At 69.6% G+C, this 21,229-nt stretch carries 19 protein-coding genes; 8 read left to right on the top strand and 11 right to left on the bottom strand.

Annotated features, from left to right (window positions below; all coding sequences use genetic code 11):
• Positions 1-117 precede the first annotated feature (117 nt).
• On the top strand, positions 118-972 hold the full coding sequence (locus R0146_RS13090; protein WP_317690293.1) for an exodeoxyribonuclease III: 855 nt from the start codon (positions 118-120) through the stop codon (positions 970-972).
• A 10-nt stretch (positions 973-982) separates the two neighbouring features.
• Here the strand turns inward: R0146_RS13090 and R0146_RS13085 are convergent, their stop codons facing one another.
• The 3 genes from R0146_RS13085 to R0146_RS13075 form a co-directional block, all read right to left on the bottom strand.
• Entirely contained in the window at positions 983-1,888 is a 906-nt protein-coding gene (locus tag R0146_RS13085) for a ketopantoate reductase family protein (protein ID WP_317690292.1), read from the bottom strand.
• Positions 1,889-1,922: 34 nt separating this feature from the next.
• A complete protein-coding gene (locus tag R0146_RS13080; RefSeq protein WP_317690291.1) occupies positions 1,923-2,387 on the bottom strand; it encodes a GNAT family N-acetyltransferase in 465 nt (154 codons plus the stop codon).
• 78 nt (positions 2,388-2,465) lie between these two features.
• A complete protein-coding gene (locus R0146_RS13075; RefSeq protein WP_317690290.1) occupies positions 2,466-4,991 on the bottom strand; it encodes a metallophosphoesterase in 2,526 nt (841 codons plus the stop codon).
• Positions 4,992-5,216: 225 nt separating this feature from the next.
• Between R0146_RS13075 and R0146_RS13070 the strand changes: the two genes are divergently transcribed.
• The 4 genes from R0146_RS13070 (at position 5,217) to R0146_RS13055 (ending at position 10,315) form a co-directional block, all read left to right on the top strand.
• Entirely contained in the window at positions 5,217-5,936 is a 720-nt protein-coding gene (locus tag R0146_RS13070) for an ABC transporter ATP-binding protein (RefSeq protein WP_317690289.1), read from the top strand.
• A 16-nt stretch (positions 5,937-5,952) separates the two neighbouring features.
• A complete protein-coding gene (locus R0146_RS13065; protein ID WP_317690288.1) occupies positions 5,953-8,331 on the top strand; it encodes an ABC transporter permease in 2,379 nt (792 codons plus the stop codon).
• Between the two features lie 147 nt (positions 8,332-8,478).
• Complete coding sequence (locus tag R0146_RS13060; RefSeq protein ID WP_317690287.1) at positions 8,479-9,819, top strand: ammonium transporter; 1,341 nt, start codon at positions 8,479-8,481, stop codon at positions 9,817-9,819.
• A 181-nt stretch (positions 9,820-10,000) separates the two neighbouring features.
• Positions 10,001-10,315: a putative quinol monooxygenase gene (locus tag R0146_RS13055; protein WP_317690286.1), complete on the top strand. Its 315-nt coding sequence runs from the start codon at positions 10,001-10,003 to the stop codon at positions 10,313-10,315.
• A gap of 183 nt (positions 10,316-10,498) precedes the next feature.
• On the opposite strand, the gene R0146_RS13050 is transcribed toward R0146_RS13055, so the two are convergent.
• From R0146_RS13050 to R0146_RS13030, 5 genes are all read right to left on the bottom strand, one after another.
• Complete coding sequence (locus tag R0146_RS13050) at positions 10,499-11,191, bottom strand: DNA alkylation repair protein (RefSeq protein WP_317690285.1); 693 nt, start codon at positions 11,189-11,191, stop codon at positions 10,499-10,501.
• Positions 11,192-11,267: 76 nt separating this feature from the next.
• The gene (locus R0146_RS13045; RefSeq protein ID WP_317690284.1) at positions 11,268-12,392 is read right to left on the bottom strand and encodes an SPFH domain-containing protein; all 1,125 of its coding nucleotides are present in this window, start codon (positions 12,390-12,392) and stop codon (positions 11,268-11,270) included.
• Between the two features lie 45 nt (positions 12,393-12,437).
• Positions 12,438-12,875 (bottom strand): NfeD family protein, encoded by a 438-nt coding sequence (locus R0146_RS13040; RefSeq protein ID WP_317690283.1) that lies wholly within the window; start codon positions 12,873-12,875, stop codon positions 12,438-12,440.
• 127 nt (positions 12,876-13,002) lie between these two features.
• Positions 13,003-13,173 (bottom strand): hypothetical protein, encoded by a 171-nt coding sequence (locus R0146_RS13035; RefSeq protein ID WP_317690282.1) that lies wholly within the window; start codon positions 13,171-13,173, stop codon positions 13,003-13,005.
• Between the two features lie 147 nt (positions 13,174-13,320).
• Entirely contained in the window at positions 13,321-13,878 is a 558-nt protein-coding gene (locus R0146_RS13030; protein ID WP_317690281.1) for a mycothiol transferase, read from the bottom strand.
• 623 nt (positions 13,879-14,501) lie between these two features.
• Between R0146_RS13030 and R0146_RS13025 the strand changes: the two genes are divergently transcribed.
• Positions 14,502-14,903, top strand: coding sequence for a helix-turn-helix domain-containing protein (locus R0146_RS13025; RefSeq protein ID WP_317690280.1), 402 nt, complete (start codon positions 14,502-14,504; stop codon positions 14,901-14,903).
• Here the strand turns inward: R0146_RS13025 and R0146_RS13020 are convergent.
• The 3 genes from R0146_RS13020 to R0146_RS13010 form a co-directional block, all read right to left on the bottom strand.
• Positions 14,872-15,804, bottom strand: coding sequence for a hypothetical protein (locus R0146_RS13020; RefSeq protein ID WP_317690279.1), 933 nt, complete (start codon positions 15,802-15,804; stop codon positions 14,872-14,874). The genes R0146_RS13025 and R0146_RS13020 overlap by 32 nt on opposite strands.
• Before the next feature lie 207 nt (positions 15,805-16,011).
• The gene (locus R0146_RS13015; RefSeq protein WP_317690278.1) at positions 16,012-17,058 is read right to left on the bottom strand and encodes a tyrosine-type recombinase/integrase; all 1,047 of its coding nucleotides are present in this window, start codon (positions 17,056-17,058) and stop codon (positions 16,012-16,014) included.
• Positions 17,059-18,149: 1,091 nt separating this feature from the next.
• Positions 18,150-19,408, bottom strand: a protein-coding gene (locus tag R0146_RS13010) for an IS3 family transposase (protein WP_317690159.1) whose coding sequence is annotated in 2 segments (ribosomal slippage) — positions 18,150-19,120 and positions 19,120-19,408 — 1,260 coding nt in all. Because the reading frame shifts where the segments join, the coding sequence is not laid out codon by codon here.
• Positions 19,409-20,214: 806 nt separating this feature from the next.
• Between R0146_RS13010 and R0146_RS13005 the strand changes: the two genes are divergently transcribed.
• A complete protein-coding gene (locus tag R0146_RS13005) occupies positions 20,215-20,901 on the top strand; it encodes a hypothetical protein (RefSeq protein ID WP_317690277.1) in 687 nt (228 codons plus the stop codon).
• A gap of 18 nt (positions 20,902-20,919) precedes the next feature.
• Positions 20,920-21,045 (top strand): hypothetical protein, encoded by a 126-nt coding sequence (locus R0146_RS13000; RefSeq protein WP_317690276.1) that lies wholly within the window; start codon positions 20,920-20,922, stop codon positions 21,043-21,045.
• Positions 21,046-21,229 lie beyond the last annotated feature (184 nt).

Below are 21,229 nucleotides of genomic sequence, written 5' to 3'. Positions count from 1 at the left end.
GCTGCGCCGCGCCCGCGGCGACACGCAGGGCCGGGCCCGCGGGATCCTGTCGTCCCCGCCCCTCGCCGAGCCGGTGAGCCGTTCCGCGTCGCGTCCATCGGCGGTAGCGTCGGGTCCGTGAGGATCGCCACCTGGAACGTGAACTCGGTGAAGCAGCGCATTCCCCGGCTGCTGCCCTGGCTGGAGGAGCGGCGCCCGGACGTCGTCTGTCTCCAGGAGACCAAACTGTCCGACGACGCCTTCACCGACCTGCTCGCCGCACCGTTGGCGGAGCTGGGCTATCAGATCGCCCACCACGGCCAGGGCCAGTGGAACGGGGTCGCGTTGCTGTCCCGGGTCGGACTGGACGAGGTCGAGACAGGATTCGCCGGCCAACCGGACTTCGAGGGACGTCCCGAGGCGCGCGCGATCAGCGCCACCTGTGGCGGTGTGCGGGTCCACAGCCTGTACGTGCCGAACGGGCGCGAGGTCGGCTCCGACCACTACGCCTACAAGCTGGCGTGGCTCGACGCGCTGGCGACGGCGGTGGCCGGCGGGCCGTCCGAGGTGCTGCTGTGCGGTGACATGAACATCGCCCCGACGGATGCCGACGTGTTCGATCCCGCGGCGTACGAGGGTCAGACCCACGTCACCGGGCCCGAGAGGGAGCGCCTCGCGGCGTTCGGGCTCACCGACGTGGTGCGGGCGCACTGGCCGACCGAGCGGGTGTTCTCCTACTGGGACTACCGCGCCGGGATGTTCCACCAGGATCTGGGGATGCGGATCGACCTGGTGCTGGCCTCCGCCCCGGTGGCGACACGGGTCGCCGCCGCGTGGGTGGACCGGGCCGCCCGGAAGGGCACCGGGCCGAGCGACCACGCGCCAGTCATTGTGGATCTCGACCAGGCTCCCGACGGGAACATCGGGCCGGTGGTCCCACCGCCGTCCAATCCACGGCGTGGCCGTGGGGTGAAGCTTCCGCAGGCCCGCTGAGCCGCCCCTCTCAGGCCAGGATCCACTGCATCGCCTGGTTGTAGGGGGTCGGGATGCCGTGCCGGGCGCCCAGGGCGACTACGTGGCCGGCGAAGATGTCGACTTCGGTGGGTCGGCCGGCGAGCACGTCCTGGTACATCGAGGTCTGGCCCTGGGGCGGTTGACCGGCGAGCACTCGGTCCCAGGCGGCCAGGTCGGCCTCGCCCAGGTCGATGCCCTCCGGCCGGGCCACGGCGATCACCTCGTCCATCAGCGCCAGCATCAGCGAGCGACCCGGTCCGTCGTGCTGGAACGCGCCGTACGGCTCCCGTCGCACCGCGGATGCCTGGTTGATGCCCACGTTGACCAGGAACTTCCACCACATCTCGTGGGGCATGTCCACCGGTGCGACCCAGACCAGTCCGGCCCGGTCCAGCACCTGCTGCGTCGCCTGCAGCCGCTCTGCCGTCCCGAGGCCGGACCCCACGCCGATCGCCAGGCGCCCCGGCTGGCGGAAGATGACCCGGTCACCGTCGCGCTGGGCGTCCATGGCCAGGGCGATGCACAACAGCACCCGCTCGCTGCCGTACGCCGCGGCGATGGCCTGCTCGCTGTCCAGCCCGTTGAGGACAGACAGGAAAGTGGTCTGATCGCCGACAAGCGGGGCGACCTCGGCGATGGCCTCGGCCAGTTGCCGGTGCTTGACGGCGATGAGGACGAGATCCGCGGTCCGGTCGGCGGTCAGCGCCGGATCGACCACCTCGGCGTGCAGCGGCTCCCCGTTGACGGTCAGGCCGGTCGAGCGCAGCCGCTCGGCCCGCTCGCCACTCGCGACCAGCCAGGTCTCCAGCCCGGCCTCGGCGAAGTGCGCCGCGTACATGGCCCCCATCGCCCCGGCGCCGACCACCGCCACCGTACGGATCGTTCCCTCAGTCACAGGGGCAGCCTAGGCCACCCACGAACGGCCCGCTTCAGCACAGCGTGGCCCGCATCGCCACGCACTGCTGCGCCACGAAGCCGGCGCGCTCGTAGAGGGGCAGACCGGCCTCGGTCGCCATCAGCTCGGCGCGACCGACGCCCGTCCGGCGAGCCCATGCCAGCACCGCGTCGAACGCCGCCCGCCCGTAGCCCAGCCCTCTGAAGGGCTCTGCGGTGCAGACATTGCTCACCAGGACGTCCCGACCATCCGGACTGGCAGGGGAGGGGGCGGCGTCCCGGATGGCGCCCACCGCGCACGCGACGACGCCTCCCGCCGCCTCGACCACCATGATGCGGTAGTCCGGGTGATCGAGGCGGTCGGCGAACCACTGGCGGGCCGTCACCCGCCACGGACCGCATGTGTCCGATGTCCCCATCGCGCGAAACATCTCGGCGCGCAGCTCGACCAAGGCCTCGAGGTCGGCAGGCCCGGCCACTCTCACACGTACGTCAGACATGGCCTCATCGTCGCACCCGATGCCCGACACCGGACGCCCGGAGACGCCGGTGTGGCGCGGCCCTCGATGAATCGAAGGTCAGCGACCGGCCAGGTAGGCCGCGATCGCGTCGTTCACCCGCTCACCGGTGGCGGTGCGGCTCACCAGGGACTGCACCCGGCCCTTGAGACCGTCCGCGCCCCCACGGGTGTACTGCGCGTCCACCACGGTGGTCAGCCATCCGTCACTCATCGGCGTCGGCTGGTCGCCGTGCTGGTCACGGACATACGTGGCGATGGCGTCCCCGATCCTGACCAGCTCCGTGTTCGCGTCGGCCGGCAGCGTGCCGCGGCGCTCGGCGGGGACCGAGGCGATCAGGTCGCGGGCAGTGGCCAGGTCGGTGATCGCGCCGTCCAGGGCCGGGGCCGTCGTCAGGTCGGCGGTGGTGATCCCCGAGAGCAGCGTGGTGGCCTTGGCGATGGCGGCCTTGATCCGCAGTTCCTCGGCGGCGGCCTGCACCGTGGAGGTCACCGCGGCGAGCCGGGCCTCGAAGCGCGTACGCAGCTGGCCGGCCGGCAGGGAAGCGACCTTCTCCTGCGCGGTGGCCAGCGCCTGCTGGGCCGCCGTGAGCTGGGCGTCGGTGCGGATCCCACCGGTGGGGGCGGCGGCCTTCTCCGCAGCGGCGACGGTGTCGCGGGCGGCGACCTGGGCGGGGGTGGTCAGCAGGTCGACCCGGATCGACCCGATCACCAGCGGAAGGTTGCTGGCCCCGACCAGGCGCATGTCGGCGTTGCCGTTCTGGCGGTTCTGGAACATGGCGCTGTTCATGCTGAGCGAGACGACCTGCCAGCGGTCGACGGCCTCCGGACGGATCTGCACCCGGTCGGTCGACTGGTACGCCTGGCCGGTGGCCTTGTTCTCGTACTGCAGCACGAAGGAGCCGCTGACCGGCGAGCGGTATTCGATGGTCGCCATCGCCGTGTACGGCCCGCCGATGACGTAGCGGTCGTCGACACCCAGGTAGAGGTTGTTGCCCGAGTTGAAGGTGTTGCGGTCGATCTGCAGCGCGCGGCGCCCGTCGACGGTGATCTCGTGGGCCGGACCCGACTCGTACGGGATCCAGGTCAGGCCGTCGGGCTCCGAACCGATCCGCATCTCCACGGCGTCGACGGCCGGGCCGGTGCCTGCCGACGGGATCTGCTCGACGGCCAGCGAGATGCCGGACACGGCCAGCGGAAGATTGGCCGGAGCGAGCAGGCGGATGTCCGACGCGCCGTTCTGGCGGTTGGTGAAGGAGATGTTCGGCAGCGGGATGGTCGCCGTACGCCACTGGCCGACCTGGTCGGGGGCGATCGTCACGCTCGTCGACGGGCTGTACGCGGAACCAGTGGCGGTGTTGTCGTACTGCAGGGAGAAGCTTCCGGCGACCTCGGAGCGGTACTGGACCGTCGCGGTGGCGTTGTACGGACCGCCGCTGAGCTTCGCATCGTCGGCGTGCAGATAGAGGTAGTTGGCGCCGCCGCGAGGGTTCGTCGTCAGCTGGAGGGCATTGCGTCCGTCGACGGTGGCCTGCTGGAAGGGGCCGTCCTCGTACGCCACGGCGCTCAGTCCGTCGGAGGTGCCCGCTGCGGTGTCGAAGGACACCCGGTCGGTGGCCGGGACCGGGTTGGCGTTGTTCCCGCCGGTGGCCGGGTCCTGCCAGGGGGAGTGCTCGGCGACGTACGCCCTCCCCGCGGCATCCTTCTTGAGGGTGTACGAGTAGTGGACCTGGCGGTCGGTGCCGACGAACTCGGCGGTGAGCGCGTCCCGGGTGACGGTCAGCCGCATCGCCCCGAAGTACGAGGCGTCGCGGTACACACTGCCGGTCGTCGCGCCGAACAGAGGGGTGATGCCGTCGCCACCGTTGCCGGTGATCGCGAGGTGGTAGCCGTCGGCGGTGGTGATCTGCTCGGCGTGGTGGTCGTGGCCCGACAGCACCAGGTCGACTCCCGGCTGCAGCACCCAGGCACGATCGGGGTTGTTGCCGGCCTTGCCGGAGGAGAAGACCGGCTGGTGGGCACCGGTCAGCTGCCAGGCGGCCGTGGAGGAGGCGATGGCGGCCTGGTACGCGCCGAGGATGGCCGGGTTGTCGCCGGTCTGGCAGTTGGCGTCAGGATTGAGGAAGTCGACCAGCCCGTTGCCGAAACCGGCGACGAAGGCGGCCGGCACCCTGAAGTAGTCGAGGCTGGGCTGCACCGACTCCGGGCTGCAGCCGTTGCCGTAGTCGTGGTTGCCCATCACGGGGAAGAACCGGCCCGCGTCGATGTCGGCCTTGTACGGCGCTTGGGCCTTGACGATCTCTGCAGGCAGGCCCTGCTGGTAGGTGTTGTCGCCGACCGTGAGGATGGCGTCGGCGTTCCAGGAGTGCACCAGGTCGGCCACGGCCTGTTCGTTGTCGCAGGACCGGTCGACACCGCAGCTGCCGTAGTCGCCGATGACGGCCAGAGTCACCGAGTCCGCGGTGGCGGCCCGGCCGGGGATGCGGGGGAGGGGGTCGGCGGCGCGGGCCGGCGCGGCGAGGCCGGTGCCGGTGCCGAGCAGCGCGAGCGCCACGGCGGCGGCCCAGGCTTGGCGAAAGCTGGGCATGATGCTCCATTCGTCGGGGACGCCGGGACGCTAGTGCTGCAGGATGGCGGATTCCTGAAGGAATCCTGAACGTCGGGCGACGGCGAGCCTCCGGGAGCGTGTCCATCCCTGTTGGGTGCTGATCGGTGCTGTCGAGTGCTGATCGGTGCTGTCGAGTGCTGATCGGTGCTGCCACCTCGTCGCCGACAGGCGGCACACCGGGCGTCGGGTGGAACACTGGTCGGGATGAACGAGCAGACCACCGCGGCCCATGTCCGCGTCGAGGGAGTGTCACGCCACTTCGGCGTGGGGGAGTCACGGGTCGAGGTGCTCCACGACGTGTCCTTCGACGTCGCCCGGGGCGCACGCTGCATCATCGTCGGGGCCTCGGGATCGGGGAAGTCCACCCTGCTCAACGCGATCGGCGGCCTGGACAGCCCGGACGCCGGCACGATCCGGGTGGCCGACCAGGTCGTCACCTCGCTGTCGTCCCGGGAGCTCACCCGCTACCGGCGGCGCCACGTCGGTTTCGTCTTCCAGTTCTACAACCTGGTGCCCGACCTGACCGTACGGGAGAACATCCAGGTCACCGCCCAGCTCGTCCGCCGCCCGCTCGACCTCGACGACCTGCTGGAACACCTGGGGATGGCCGAGCACCAGCACAAGTTCCCCGCCCAACTGTCCGGCGGCCAACAACAGCGCTGTGCCATCGCCCGGGCACTGGTCAAAGGCTCCGACCTGCTGCTGTGCGACGAGCCGACCGGCGCACTGGACCGGCACACCTCACAGCAGATGCTGGAGGTGCTCGAGGACGTGCACCGACGCTACGGCGCGACGCTGATCATGGTGACCCACAACGAGGCGATCACCGCGATCGCCGACCAGGTCATCGAACTGCAGGACGGCCGGGTCGTCCGTGACGAGGCCAACCCTGCCCCGCGCCCCGTCGCCGACCTCGACTGGTGAGCCGGAGTCTCGACCGATGACCGCCGCGACCGTCCTGCTCACCGTCCGCCACCAGTGGCGCGGGTTCCGGACCACGTGGGCCCGCTGGACCGCGATCGCGGTGCTGCTGACCGTCGGACTGGGCCTCGTCGTCGGACTGCTCGCCTCCTCGACCGCGACCCTGCGCGGGATCGCGCTCGGGGCACGCGCAGGACAGCTCGCCGACGGCATGTTCATCACCGACACCCCGCTCACCGCCCCGCAACTCGCCGACGCCGAGGCCGTCGGCGCGCGGATCGTGCCCACACCCTACGTCGACGTGCCGGGCCGTTCCGGCGACCGGGCCACCACCGTCCGCGTCTTCCGTGCCGACCAGGCGGTCAGCCGGCCGACCCTCGACGCCGGCACCCTGCCGAGCAGCCCGGCGGAGGCGATGGTCGAGAAGCAGCACGCCGCCGCGCACGGCCTGCAGGTCGGCGACACGGTGAGCGTCGACGGTCGGCCGCTGCGGATCAGCGGCATCGGCAGCCTGCCGGACTACACACTGGCCAGCCCGACCCCCGGCCAGACCAGCGACCCGCTCGGGTTCGCGCTGATGGTGGTCGATCCCGTGACGTACGAGGCGCTGGCGGCGGCCCATCCGCGCGACGTGGTGTCGGCGTACGGCTACCTGCTGGAGGGTGGCACCCAGGACCAGTTGCGCCGGCAGCTGCAGCGGGTGTCACTGGATCCTGGCGTGGCCCGTAATCCGTACGTCCCGCGGGCGGTCGAGGCAGCCAGTGCCTCCGGGGTGCCGCTCAGCGTGCCGGCGATGTCGCTGTTCCTGCCCGCTGCGGACAATCCGCGGATCACCGGGGCCACCTCGGACGCCCGCACCACCCTGGTCGTGACGCTGGTGTCGACGATCCTGGTGATGCTGCTCGTCGCGTATGTCCTCGCCGAGTTCTCCCGGGACCGGATCCTGCGCGACGCGGTGGTGATCGGCACCCTCTCGGCGATGGGAACGACCGGGGCGTCGCTGCTGCGCTCCTACCTGGTGTTGCCGTTGGCGGTCACGGCGGTCGGCTCGTCGCTCGGCACGGTCCTCGGCCGACTGATGGCGCCCTCCCTGGGCCTGGTCACCGGTTACTACTCGATCCCCGCGGTGTCGGTCGAGCCGTCCGCACCGCTGGTGGCGGGGGCCATCGCGGGCCCGCTCGCCCTGGTCGCACTGGTCAACGTCCTGGTCGTCCGCGCCGCGCTGGCCCGTCCGACCCAGGAGCTGCTGCGCCCCCAGGCATCGGCCGGCCCGGCACTGCCGCTGCGGCTGGACCGGCTGCCGTTCGTGACGATGTTCCGGGTGCGGCAGGGCCTGCGGACCCTGGGCAGCTACCTGCTGATCGCGGCGGGCCTGCTGCTGTGCACCCTGCTGATGGCGTTCGGACTCGGGATGCGCACCTCGATGGACGCCTACCTGGCCCGGGCCGAGGCCGACCTCACCTTCCACGACTACTACACGCTGCAGTTTCCCGATCTGACGCAGGTGCCGCCCGGCGCCCATCCGGCCGTCGCGGTCGGGATGCAGGTGCTCGGCGCCGACGGGCGTCGAGGAAAAGCGCTCACCGTGCTCGGCATCCAGCCGGGCGACACGTACTTCCCGGTCGACGTGAGCGGACTGGGCCAGCACGACCTGGTGCTGTCGAAGGCGGCCGCGCAGAAGTACCGGTTGAGGGTGGGCGACACCATCGCCCTGAGCGACGGCAGGTCGCTCAACTGGGCCTTCCGGGTCGTACGGATCGCCGACTACGACGCGATCGCCTTCGGCTTCACCACGCCGGCCAACGCCGAAGCGCTGCTGGACCCGGCGGTCCCGGTGGCCGCGGAGCGGATGGCCGCCACGGCCGGGGGAGCGACCGAGCCCTACTACAACTCCCTGCTGTCGGACCATCCGCTGGACCTCGACCCCGATCGGGTGCTCAGTCACACCACCCGCGAGGAGATGCTCGCCGGGGTGGTGAAGTTCAACGCGCTGCTCTCCCGGATCGTCTCGCTGGTCACCTGGTCGTCGATGCTGATCATGGTCGTGGTCCTGTACGTGCTGATCCGCATGGTCGTCGCCCGGCAGCGGTACTCGATCTCGCTGCTCAAGGCGCTCGGCTACAGCGACCGACAGGTGGCCCGGCTCTATCTCGACAACTACCTGTGGCTGGTGGTCGGCAGCATGGCGGTGGCCATCCCGGTGGCAGTGGTGATCATGAGCCGGGTCTGGCGGCTGATGACTGTCCAACTGCCGCTCGGCATCCCGTTCTTCGTCACCCCGCGCGACGTCGCGGTGATGGCCGGGCTCGCGGTGGGGGCGTACGTGGTGGTGCGGCTCGCCACCGCGCACGACACCCGGTCGGTGCCGGTGACCGAGGTGCTCAAGTTCCGCGAGTGAGACGACCACGTCCGCCCCGCACCGGCACCTCGTGCCCGCCGAGGAAACGTCACCGTAACACCGGCAACGCGAGGTCGTAACGTCACGAACACGCGGCTGTAACAGAGTCTGAACATCCCGGAAACACGTGCCACCGAGGCTGAGCAGGTGGTTCACGAGATCAACACAGGCGACACTGCGTGGCTCCTCACCAGCGCGGCGTTGGTGCTGTTGATGACCCCGGGACTGGCCTTCTTCTACGGAGGCATGGTCCGCGCCAAGGGCGTCCTCAACATGGTGATGATGAGCTTCGTCAGCATAGCGACCGTAGGGGTTGCCTGGGCGGTCATCGGCTACAGCGAAGCGTTCGGCAACTCCCTCGGCGGGGTGCTGGGCAATCCGGTGCAGTTCGCCTTCCTCGATGCGTACGTGAACGGCGATCCCGCCGTCGGCACGGTCCCGGCGCTGGCCTTCGCGGCGTTCCAGGGCTGCTTCGCGATCATCGCGGTGGCGCTGCTGTCCGGTGCCATCGCCGAACGTACGACGTTCGCCTCGTGGACCCTGCTCTCGGTGCTCTGGCTGGTCGTCGTCTACGCCCCGGTGGCCCACTGGGTGTTCGCCGCCGACGGGCTGACCGCCCCGCACGGCGGCTGGATCGTGAACCGCCTGCACGCCGTCGACCTGGCCGGCGGCACGGCGATCGAGGTCGCCTGTGGTGCCGGTGGACTGGCGTTGGCGATCGTGCTGGGGCGTCGCCTCGGCTTCGGGTCGACCCCGATGCGTCCGCACAACATGACCCTGGTGATGTTGGGCGCGGGGCTGCTGTGGTTCGGCTGGTTCGGGTTCAACTCCGGCTCGGCGCTGGTCGCCGGCACCTGGGCCGCGCTGATCTGGGTCAACACCCTGCTCGCCCCCTGCGCGGCGATGCTGGCCTGGCTGCTGGTCGAGAAGCGCCGCGACGGGCACGCCACCTCACTGGGCGCGGCCTCGGGCGCGGTCGCCGGTCTGGTCGCGATCACTCCGTCCGGTGGCTCCGTCAGCCCGCTGGGCGCGATGGCGATCGGCCTGCTCGCCGGCGCGATCTGCGCCTGGGCGGTGAGCTGGAAGTACCGCTTCGGCCTCGACGACTCCCTCGACCTGGTCGGCGTGCACCTGGTCGGCGGTGTCGTCGGCACCCTCGGGGTCGGTCTGCTCGCCGATCCGCGGACGGCGACCCACGTCCGCGGGCTCTTCTACGGCGGGGGCGTCAGCCAGCTCTGGCGGCAGGCCGTCGCCGTCCTGGTGGTCGGGGCGTTCTCCTTCGTGATGACCTGGCTGCTCGCCACCGTCGTCTCGCGGACGATGGGCATGCGGGTGAGCACCGAGGCCGAGATGACCGGCATCGACCTCGCCGAACACTCCGAAACCGGCTACGACCTGACCCCGGTGCAGCACTCCGCCTTCCGCGGCGTCAGCCGACCGCACGCCCACGGTCTCGGCGATCGTCCGGCGGGGCCCCACACCGCCTGAGCCAGACCGTACCCGTGGTGTGCATTCGCGCACGGGCGACCGGGAGGGAATGCACACCACCGGTACGGTCTACGATCCGCCGGCCGAAGGATCGGGGGGTGCCGCTTCGCCTGTGTCTGCGGGGGCGTAGCGTCGCACCGACGCCGTCGTCCACTGTCGGACGCGGCACCGAAGGAGAATCATGACTGTCGTCGTCACCGCCGTCTTCCATCCGCTGCCCGGTCGCAAGGACGACTTGGTGGCCGCCATGCAGACCGGCATCGAAGCCGTACACCGCGAGGACGACGGCTGCCAGCTCTACGCGATCCACGACGCGGAGGACGGCACCATCACCATGATCGAGAAGTGGAGCAGCCCGGAGGCACTGGCCGCGCACGCACGCGGTGCGGCCGTCGGCATCCTGAACGGCGACGTCGAGGCACTGCTCGCCAGCCCGACGGTCGTCACCCGGATGACGCCGATCCCGAGGGGGACGGACGCCCAAGGCCGCCTCTGAGACCCGCAACACCGAGCCAGACCGTACCCGTGGTGTGTCGTCCGGCCCCCTTCCCGATCCGGAACGCGTACGACGGGTACGGTCTGATGCCCGACAGCCAATGGCTGGCCGGAGCTGCCGTCCGACGCGCACCAGCGGCACGACCCGGACACCGGGCGTCCGGTGCGGTGCGGGCCCTGGCGGTCAGGCCGGCTCTGACCGCCGGCGGACGATCTCGTCGATCCAGAGCGGAACGTACGGCGACGTGCATCCCGGCGGAGTCGGGTAGTCCTTGAGGACCTCCAGCCGCTCGCCGATGGCGATGGCGCGCTTCCGGTGGTCGGGGAACTCGATGCCGATGGTGCCGAGGCACTCGTTCATCGCCCACTGCAGCCGCTCGGGCGCGCCCTTCATCTCGGCCTCGATGGTGTCGAGCAGTCCACCGAGGTCGAGACCATCGGGCCTCTTCCGGACGCGCTCCGTGGTCAGCGCCCAGCCGGCGCTCGCCACGACGGGATCCGGGTCGGCGAACCAGACCAGCCGCAGGTCCTCGGCACGGGGGCTCTTCTTCACCAGGTAGGTGACCAGCCAGTCCTGCACCTTGGGCGTACGAGCCTCGCGGAGCATGGCGTCCAGCTCCTCGCGGGCGTACGCCCTGGGGCGGCAGATCAGCACCGCCAGCAGCCGGGCGGCGGTGTCGCCGGTCGCCCACAGCCGGCGTGCCAACTCGGGCTGGGCCTTCAGCCGCTTCGCCACGGTCCGGAGCTGGGTCAGATTCACCCCGTGGTCGTCACCGTGGCGCTCGTTCACCGCACGGATCCTCGGGTCCTCCAGATCGCCCAGCTCGGCCATCACGTCGGTCAGCAGCGGGTCGGTCAGCGACGTCGGGTCGGCCACATCGAGCTCCTGTCCATCCGGGTGTGCCCAGCCTAGGAGAACCTCACGGCGACCGACATCAGGCGATGTCGCCGCCTCACTCGGCCGGCGTCTCCCGCTCGGCGGCTGCCGCCGCAGCCTTGGCGTCGTTGACCGCGGCCTGCGCCATCTCGGCCACCCGCTCGGCCGTGGGCACCATGTCGTAGGCCGGTTGCGACCCGGCCGTCAGCGCGCGGGTGTCACCCTCCTCGCCGCCCTCCGGTCCAGCGCCGGATCCCGCCTCGACACCGGGAGCCTGCTCGCCGTACGCACCGATGGTGCCACCCACGGCCGGCGGCCGGGCCTCGGCAGGAGCGTGCTCGCCGAACGCTTGGGTGACCGCGTCGATCGCTTTGGTCAGCTCCCCGGGAATGACCCAGAGAGTGTTGTTGTCACCTGCGGCGAGCTGCGGCAGCGTCTCCAGGTATTTGTACGCCAGCACCTTCGGGTCGGCATCGTTGCGGTGGACGGCCTGGAAGACCAGGTCGATGGCCTTGGCCTCGCCGTCGGCACGCAGGATGGCGGCCTGCTGGTCGCCCTGTGCCTCGAGGATCGACTGCTGACGGGTGCCTTCGGCGGTGAGGATCTTGGACTGCCTCTCGCCCTCGGCGTGCAGGATCGCCGCCCGCTTGTCCCGTTCGGCGCGCATCTGCTTCTCCATCGCCTCCTTGATGGTCGGCGGCGGGTCGATCGCCTTGATCTCCACGCGGTTCACCCGGATGCCCCACTTGCCGGTCGCGTCGTCGAGGACCGTCCGCAGCTGCGCGTTGATCTCTTCGCGAGAGGTCAACGTACGCTCGAGGTCCATGCTTCCGATCACGTTGCGCAGCGTCGTCACCGTCAGTTGGTCGATCGCCTGCAGGTAGTTGGCCACCTCGTAGACCGCCGCGCGCGGCTCGGTGATCTGGTAGTAGAGCACCGTGTCGATGTTCACCACGAGGTTGTCCTCGGTGATCACCGGTTGCGGCGGCGAGGTGAACACCTGCTCACGGATGTCCAGCCGGCTGTTCACCCGGTCGGCCAGCGGGACGATGAAGTTCAACCCGGGCTGGAGGGTCGCCCGGTAACGGCCGAAGCGTTCGATGATGTAGCGGCGGGCCTGCGGGACGACCCGTACGCTCCCGAGGACGAGGAAGACCACCAGGATCGCCACGACGATGATCGGGACCAGCACCCATTCCATTGCTCTCCACCTCTGTTCACTGCAGGTGTGACTTCACGCCGTCGCTCACGGCAGGAGTTCACGGGGATAGACGACCACCCGTGCGCCGTCGATCTCGAGGACCTCGACGGTGGCCCCGACCGGGATGACCTGGGTCTCGTCGAAGGACCTGGCCGACCATTCGTCGCCGGCGATCTTGACCAGGCCTTGCGTGGCGGTGACCTCCTGGAGGACCACCGCGCTGCGCCCGATCAACGCCTCACTGCCCTCGCGGGACAGCGGGGGAGCCGTGATCTGACGCCGGGCGATGGGGCGGATGACCAACAGGCCGAGGGCGCCCGAGATGGCGAAGGCGAGGACCTGGGCCAACAGCCCGCCGCCGAGGCCGGCCACGACCGCCGCGACGAGAGCGGCGGCGGCGAGCAACCCGAAGGCGAAGGTGAGGGTGAAGACCTCGGCAGCCCCCAGGGCCGCAGCGAGGATCAACCACAGGAACCAGGGCATCGGCGTCGGCCTCCCCTTTGACGGCGTACCTCAAATCTACCGGAGGGCCGCCGCGACGGAAGCGCTCAGCGGCCGGCCGGAGGCTGTGTCCCGCGACAGCGCCCGGAGGAGAAGTCTCCCGCGCGGGTCAGTGTTTCAGAAAGCGGAAATAGCAGGCCACGAACACCAGGACGATCCCGATGTTGGCGATCAGTCGCAGCCAGAATCGATCCCGGAAGAACGCCAGGTCCACGCCGACGATGAGGACCACCATCACCGCGACGGACACCGCGGAGACGACGACCGACTGCTTGCTCATGGTGGCCTCCACCGGACCTGCGCCCAGATCCCCGGCGACCGAACATCTCCGTCGGCCGAGCGACCGATACCGCTCCAGCATGCGCGCGGCAGGTCGACCGAACAAGAGCACGACCGTACGGCGCCGTGGCCCGGAGGCCTCAGAGTGTCAGACCGCGGTCGCCGCCAGCTCCCGCACCACATCGAACTGGCCGGCGTGCCGTGCATACTCCACCAGGACATGGAAACAGATCCATCCGAGGGTGGGCGGATCGTCGGTGAACCGTCCCCCGATGTGCGCTCTGGCGTCGAGTGCGTGACTGGTCAGCACGGCCCGCGTTCGCGCGCCGATGTGGCGCAGGTCCGAGACCAGGGACTCCGCGGTCGCGTCCTCGTCGACCGTCCACCTCGGGGCCACCCCGTTGGCGCCGGGCCCAGCGGCAGGATCGTCGACATTCCAGTCACCCCACGGTGCGGTGACCTGCTCGCCGAGGAATCCCCAGACGAACCACCGCCGCTCCATGTGAAGGACGTGGCTGAGCAGTTCGATCGGGGACCAGCCACTGGGCAGTCGTGACACCCGCCGCTCTGCCAGCGGGAGTGCCAGGACGCCCGCGATGATCTCCTCCCGCATCACATCGAGGTTGTCCGCCCAGTCCGCGGCGTCGGTTCGTCCGTCTCGGGCTGGCTCGCCGGCGGTCCGGCTCGTGCGCTGGTTTTCGGTCACCCTCGCAGCGTAGGACTGCCAGGGGAGCAGGCGGCGTCGGCTGAAGGTCACCTGCCCGGGGGCACCGTGGACGTCATGCCCGCAGGTGCCGCTCGAAGAACCGCACCGCCGACGCCGCCTCGAAGAACGGCAGCTCCCTGTGCTTCCCGGAGTTGGAGCCCGAAGGCCGCCCCCCGGATCAACGGCTCCTCGGCGACGAGCGGCATGCCGCATCGAGCGCGGGCGAATAGCAGGCAGCAGACGCGCCAGCGGCGAAAGTTTCGCAAATTGTGCCGAACCTGCGAATGCCGAAAGCGCGGACAGGTGCGAACCTTCGAAGGAGCTCCGACCTGCCGAGCAGTGAACGCCAGGCAGGGGTGGGTGCGAAAGAAGGCGAAACCGCAAACCTTCCCGTCCGCGAAACGTTCGACGATGGACCGTACGTATTGCGGTCGCGTTTCGTACGAAACTTTCGCTGGCGGGCCGGCTGCTGGGCGCCGTGGACCTCGAGCCACCCGCACGGCATGGGCTTCCGAGGCTGTCCGTGTGCGGCGTCTGCTGTCCCGCCGGGACCGGCGGATCTCGGAGAGTTCACGGGGAAACCTCGACCGCGCGGGCGGACAGGGGCATGGCACGATTGTTTCGTGACCGAGTTGCTGACCACCGCCGACGTAGCGACGATCCTCCAGGTCTCTCCGCAGCGGGTGCGTTCGCTGGCCCGCGACGGCGTGTTGCCTGCGGTCCGCGATGAGGGCGGGTCCGGCTGGCTGTTCCGTGCCGACGGTGTGCAGGAGTATCAGGAGCACCGCTCGCCGCGCCGGGGGCCCGGTCCCCGTGGCCCCCAGGGCGTTCCTGACCGGTCGCCGGCGGTCCGCGGTGGTGGCCAGGCGGCGTCGCCGCGATCGGAGGAATTGGCGGCGCTGCAAGTCGAGAACGAGGAGCTGCGTGCCGAGGTGGCCCGGTTGCGGGCACAGTGCCAGGACCTGTCGGCGCACCTGCAGCGTTCGCGCTCTCTCAGCGAGGTCCTGGTACGGGAGCTGGGGTGATCCAGTAGGCCCAGGCCAGGCGGCGTACGGTCGAGAGTCGCTGGGGGGCATCGATGTCGGGCTCGAGGGTGGCCAGGCTGCCCACTGCGCGCTGGTGGGCTCGCACCAGCCCTCGGGCGTGCAGCGGCATCCCCGGGGGCACGTGGCGCCCGTTCGGCGCGCAGGTGACGAACAGCGCCCCGTGGTCGCTGCCTTCCAGGGCATTCACCAGGCGCTGCCGGTGGCCCAACCAGGCCTTCACCGCACCCCAGCCCCAGGCGGGTATCCGGGCGTAGACCTCACCGGTGTCGGATTCGCTCTGCCAGGCCGACGGGAGTGGATCGACAGCCTCAGTACGCAGCCAGGCGCCGTCGACGGTGGTCCGCAGGTCCTCGGTGCGCAGCTCGATCAGCTTTTCGCTGGAGATCCCTGCGGCGGCGACGAGGGCGATGGCTGCGGCAGCCCTGCTCATGAACGCGTTGTTCTGGTGGCGCAGTGCGCGCACCGTCAGGACCGTGTGCTCTGCCGTGTGTGCAGTCAGTTCCTCCAAGGGTGTGGCGTCGTGTACGGCCGCCGGGGCCGGCTGCTGGGTGCACGCCGCCAACCAGCGCAGTGCCGAGGCCCTGGCCCGTACGGTCCGTGGTGACTCCGGCGTGGCGCGCTGGTTGCCGTGGGCGCGCTGGCGCAGGCTCCCCTCAGCGGCGGCCCGCAGGTAGTCCTGTACGGCGTCGGGGGAGAGCAGGTCCTCGATGGTGACCCGCGCCATGGCCTTCACTCCGGCGCCTCGGGTGTAGTGGTCCAGGGCGGCGGTGATGGCCCATTCGCGCTGGCGGGTGGTGGAGGAGGAGGCCTGGCGGGACAGCTCATCCACCAGGTCGGGAAGCACAGCCAGGACGCGATCGGAGGGCGAGAGCATCAGCACCTCGCGATAATAACAGGCCTGCGCGACATCCGCCCCGCTGCCCCTCCGGTACCACCCGCACGTCGGTCCCGCGCCGCGCCCCAAAAGCACCAAGGGGAGGGGGTGCCCAAGCCTGTTATCTTCGCTTCGCCAGGGACGGCCTCTGGCAGGAGCGGGGAATACTGCGCCACGACCTGGCGTGGGCACTGTCTCTTGCGGTCCGGCAGATCACGAGACCGACAACGGGTTGGCCGCCACAGCGGCCGCAAGCTCGCCGGGCAGCTCGTCGAGGTACTGGCCAGTCGTGGCAATGGAGGAATGACCGAGCATCTGGGCGACCAGCTTCACGTCCCAGCCGGCCGACAACATGATCGTCGCCGCCGTGTGGCGCAGCGCGTGGGGCGTCACCTCCCGGGCTCGCTCCGGGGCCACCAGCTGGACCCGCTGTTCGGCACGGCGCAGCAACCGTTGGACATCCCTGGGATCCAAGCGGGCCCCACGGCCGGTGCGGACCAGGGCCCGGGAGGCATCCGCCCGTTGTTCCGGACTCAGCTGGGGGCCGGGGGCGGGGCGTACGGCGAGGTAGGCATCCCGCCGCTCGGCGAGCCAGGGGGAGAGCGGGACCTTGCGGACCTTGCCACCCTTGCCCTCGATCCGCCAGATCACCTGACCGTCCTCCGTCCACATGTCCTCCAGATCGGCCCCGCACAGCTCCGAGACCCGAGGCCCGAGGACCGCCAGCACGGACAGGACGAACCGGTCCCTGGCCCAGTTGCGCTCATGGGGACGAACTGCGCTGGACTCCGGCTCACCAGGCCCGTACTCGAGAAGGGCAAGGGCCTGGTCACCGGTCAACGCCGTCCGCGCGGTCCGCAGCCCGCCACGCACGGTCGGATTGAGGACCGACCACTGCATGGGGGAGAGCTGCACCCACCCGTTCTGGGCCGCGTGGCTGAAGAACTTCGACACGGACTGGCGAAAGCGTCGTTGGGTCGCCACGCTGATTCCCGGGGCCCGCTTGCGGGCCGGGTCGACGAAGCGCCGATCGGGGAGCGAGCCGAAACGGGCGATGGCCGTGTCGACGTCCTGGCCGCTGATGTCGTCCACCACGACATCAGCACCGACGATCCCGGTGAAGTCCGCCAGATCTGCGGCGTAATTGTCCCGGGTGGCAGGGGAGAGGTTGCCCACTGTCACCTGGGCTGCGACGGCATCGAGATAGCGGTCGACCGCCGCCCCCAGGGTGATACGCAGGGCCTTTGGCGGTGCCACCATCGTCTTCTCCTCCAGTTCTCACAGTGTCCTCATCGTCGTGCCTCGTCGAGGACGACGACCGATCACGCTCGTACTCCGCCGGGACGCCTGGTGGCGGACCGATTCCTGATGCGGACACGTCACCCTCCGGGTCGATCCGCACACATGGACGATTCAAGCGCACCGGTCAGACACTGCCAGCCGCGGCTGCACACCGACCGCAGGGGAGTCGTACGAGTCGACGCGCGGCCCGTGGTGGCGGACCAGGGGGAAGCGGTACATTGCCGGCAAGCGATCTCGACCGGCCGCCATCCGTGTGGCGGCCCGCCGCGCTGTCGCCCGGCCATGAGTCCCGGTAGTCCACCTCCTGCACCAGGCAGCCAGACGATGCAGCGGACAGCCCGTCCGCACAGCCGGCGCGGCAGTTGCCCGGCCTCGCCACGCCGCGTCGTCCTTGTGCAGTACTACGACATTAGAGTCGCGACCCGTCCGGCCGGGACGGAGGGGCGTACGAACGACACCGCACCTCGGCGTCCCGGGCGCTCGTTCGACACCGATCCGCCCGTACGACGACGTCACCACGGGGACCGGGCACCGGGACCACGCAGGACGGCCACGGCGCCGGACCCACCACATCGACACGATTCGAACGCCGTTCGAATTCGGTCGGCCGAATCTGGACGTTGGTCCGAATCCATCCGAATCCAGATGTTGGAGCGATCGGCCGGCAGCCATCCAGGAGGAGCACGGCGGCCGCACGGTTCGACAGGAGGTCGTCCGGGCGGCGATCCAGCGGGACGGGCGGCGTTCCGAGGTGACGCGACGCAACGGCGCTATGGGCACAACGGCACCCGAGGGGGAGCCATTCAGCCCTCCAGCCGAGCTTCACCCTTTCGTTTCTGACATAATGTGCATTATCGGACATCCGTTTCGACGACTTCAGGCAACAGCAGATCCCTCGGCTGGACCAACACGCCCAGACTCATCAACCAACACGCCCAGACTCATCAACCGGGACCTCCGGCTCGTCCCGGACCGTCGAGGCACGAGCCTCACGCTCGATGCCGATGTGAACCGCCCCGGCATGTCCGGAGACTCGCTGGTTTGACTCCTCAGCTTGCTGCTGAGGGTTGTTGTTGAGCGTAGTGGGCCTGCTCGAGAACGACCGGTGGCATGTCTCCGCAGTACTCGTTGAGGCGGCGGTGGTTGTACCAGTCGACCCACTTTGCGGTGGCGATCTCGACGGCGTTCACGTCCCTCCAGGGTCCCTGCCGGCGAATGACCTCGGTCTTGTACATCCCGTTGATGCTCTCGGCCAGGGCGTTGTCGTAGCTCGATCCGACGGCGCCGGCTGAGGGGGTGATGCCGGCGTCGGCGAGGCGTTGGCTGTGGGCCAGGGAGAGGTATTGGCTGCCGTGGTCGTGGTGGGCGACCAGGGCGGTGAAGTCGGCACGGTCCTCCCGCTCACGCACCCAGATGGCCTGCTCGACCGCGTCGAGGACGAGGTCGGCGGTCATCGTGGTAGCGGCCCGCCAGCCGATAATCCGGCGGGCGTAGGCGTCGACGACGAACGCCACGTAGGTCCAGCCGGCCCAGGTCGACACGTAGGTGAAGTCGGCGACCCACAACCGGTTCGGCGCGAGCGGCTCGAAGTTGCGATTCACCAGGTCGGCCGGCTTGGGCCCGATCCCGGCGATCGTTGTCCGTTTCACCTTGCCGCGGACCACCCCGGCCAGCCCCGCCTGGCGCATCAGCCGCTCGATGGTGCAGCGGGCGACGGGTATGCCTTCCCGGTTCAGCGCCAGCCACACCTTGCGGGGTCCGTACACCCCGAAGTTGTCGGCATGGATCCGCCGGATATGTGCCAGCAGCACCTCGTCGCGCTGCTCGCGCTTGGAGGGCAGCCGGTCGCGCCACTCGTAGTAGGTCGACGGGGCGATCTTCACACCATGCTCGGACAACACGGCACAGATCGGCTCTACCCCCCATCGCAACCCACCGGTGGCGGGCTGGTGGTCGGCGTGCTCGCGGATGAAGTCCACGATCACTGCCCGGGCCGGTCGAGCTCGGCCGCGAAGAAAGCCGACGCCGCCTTCAGGATCGCGTTCGCCCGCCGCAACTCGGCGTTCTCCCGCTTCAACCGCTTGACCTCGGCCGACTCCTCCGACGTGACCCCCGGCCGGGCGCCCTGGTCGACCTCGGCCTGCCGCACCCACTTACGCACCGTCTCGGCCGTGGAGATCCCCAGCAGCTCCGCGACCCGGGCCATCGCACCCCAATCGGTGTCCTGATCCGGCCTGATCTCGGCATACATCCTCACCGCCCTGGCCTTCAGCTCAGCCGGATACCTCTTCGACGTGTTCCCTGCCATGACTCCAACCTTCCCAAGGTTCGGAGTCTCCGGACATGCCGGGGCGGTTCAATGCTCAGGCCATGGCAATGCCGATGCCCACGAACGACCAGGTCCACAGCACTGACGTGCCCGCCTGTCGGCGCATATGACTTCGGACCTTGATCTGGGACGTGACGATACGGCACCCAGGCACCAGCAGACCTCCGCACACTTCCCACGACAACCTGGTATTCCGGCCGCTCAGCCGAAGCCTTCGATTACTCCCCCCTCGCGATACTCGGTACACGCCACCTGTGCTCAGGCGTCGAACGACCGTCGGATCCGCACCACAGGCCACACCTGCCGGTGCGGCACGTCCGACCCGCGATCGCTGCCGCGACTCCCCCGGTTCCATGCTCATCCGCGGCGGCAACGTGGCTCGTCGAGCGCCCGACCCCCTGACAACCCAGACCAACCTCCACGCGGCCGGCCGACTCCCCCACATCTCGCCTGACCACCCGGTCCCGAACATTCTCCATCGACACTGACACTGTCACCCAATGTCACTATTCCAAAGAGATTAATGACATTCCGCGACCGATTGACATTGACTGACTAATAATTGACATTGATTCAATGGCGTGCCTGGCAGGCGTGGTGGGCAGCGGTTTCCACCGGCCGGCAGCCCGCGTCTGTCATCGATTAGTGCTGTCACTGTGTCAGTGTTGCGGGAATCGTTGGTGACTCCGTCAGTGTCATTTGACATGATGCTCGACCGTGGGCAGACTTCGACCAGATCAGTGACCGTGTGCACCGAAGCCACCGAGCGTCAGGGGATGAAGGCCGTGAGCGCCAACAAGAACGACGTGATCACGATGCTTGCGGCGGGCGGCGGCCTGTACTCGCGGCATGTCACCCTGTCGGATGGTGCGACGTGCATCGTCAGTTACCGGCTGTCCGACCTCCAGCAGATCGGCGACGTACGGTTCCCCTCTCCTCTGGTGATCGAGCTCGACATGCCCAGGGCCGATCGTCCGCACCTGGTCATCACCTCCGAGCTGGTGAACGGCAGCGTCGCCGCCACGGAGCTGACCATGACGGCGCGGCCCGGTCAGCCGATCTCCCCCAGCGCCATGGCTGAGGCGACCAACATCGACCGGTGGCTCGACGAACTGTGGCAGCTCCTCGGTCTGCCAAACACTGTCAAGATACCGAATGACAGTGCCGCCATTTCTGCCACTATGAACGGCGAGACTCTGACTAATGACAGGAGTGTCACGACACCGCGCGACGGCCACGACGGCCACGACGATACGGCTCCCACCCCTGAACAGCGCACCCGGATCGCACCGCGCGTGCCGACGGGACGACGCGGCGGACCAGCGCTCCCCGATGACCACTACCGCCTGGTCGCCGACGTGTGGCGCCAGCAAGGGATGAAGGCCGTCCAGGCCAGATGGAACAGGTCGTACGAGACGGCCGCGCGATGGGTCCGCAAGGCCCGCGAACTCGGCTTCATCACCGAAGCGTGACCATGCACGAGGGAGCGGATGATCGACGCCCTGCGTGACGAGAGCCTGTCGCTGGCCGAGATCCGCCGGTTGCCGGCGCTGCCGGACGATCCCGCCCCACCCGGCGCGCCCCTTCTCGCCTCACCACCACTGAGCCCACGCTAAGGATCCGCCCCTCTGCAGGACCGGAAATCCGATGGACATGGCTCCCCCACAGGTGAACGATTGTGACGCAGCTCATACTTAGCGTTGTCCTAGGGTCTGCGTCCGCCCGGTCGCCGTCGCGTGCGCGCCAACCGGACAACCGGGCTGCACATCCGACTCGGCACCCCTGCGGTGCCACTCCCGG

This window comes from Raineyella sp. LH-20 (assembly GCF_033110965.1).
In the GTDB taxonomy this organism is placed as follows: Bacteria; Actinomycetota; Actinomycetes; order Propionibacteriales; family Propionibacteriaceae; genus Raineyella.
Note: the sequence above shows the minus strand (reverse complement) of the source record. Positions and strands in the feature narration are given on the sequence as shown.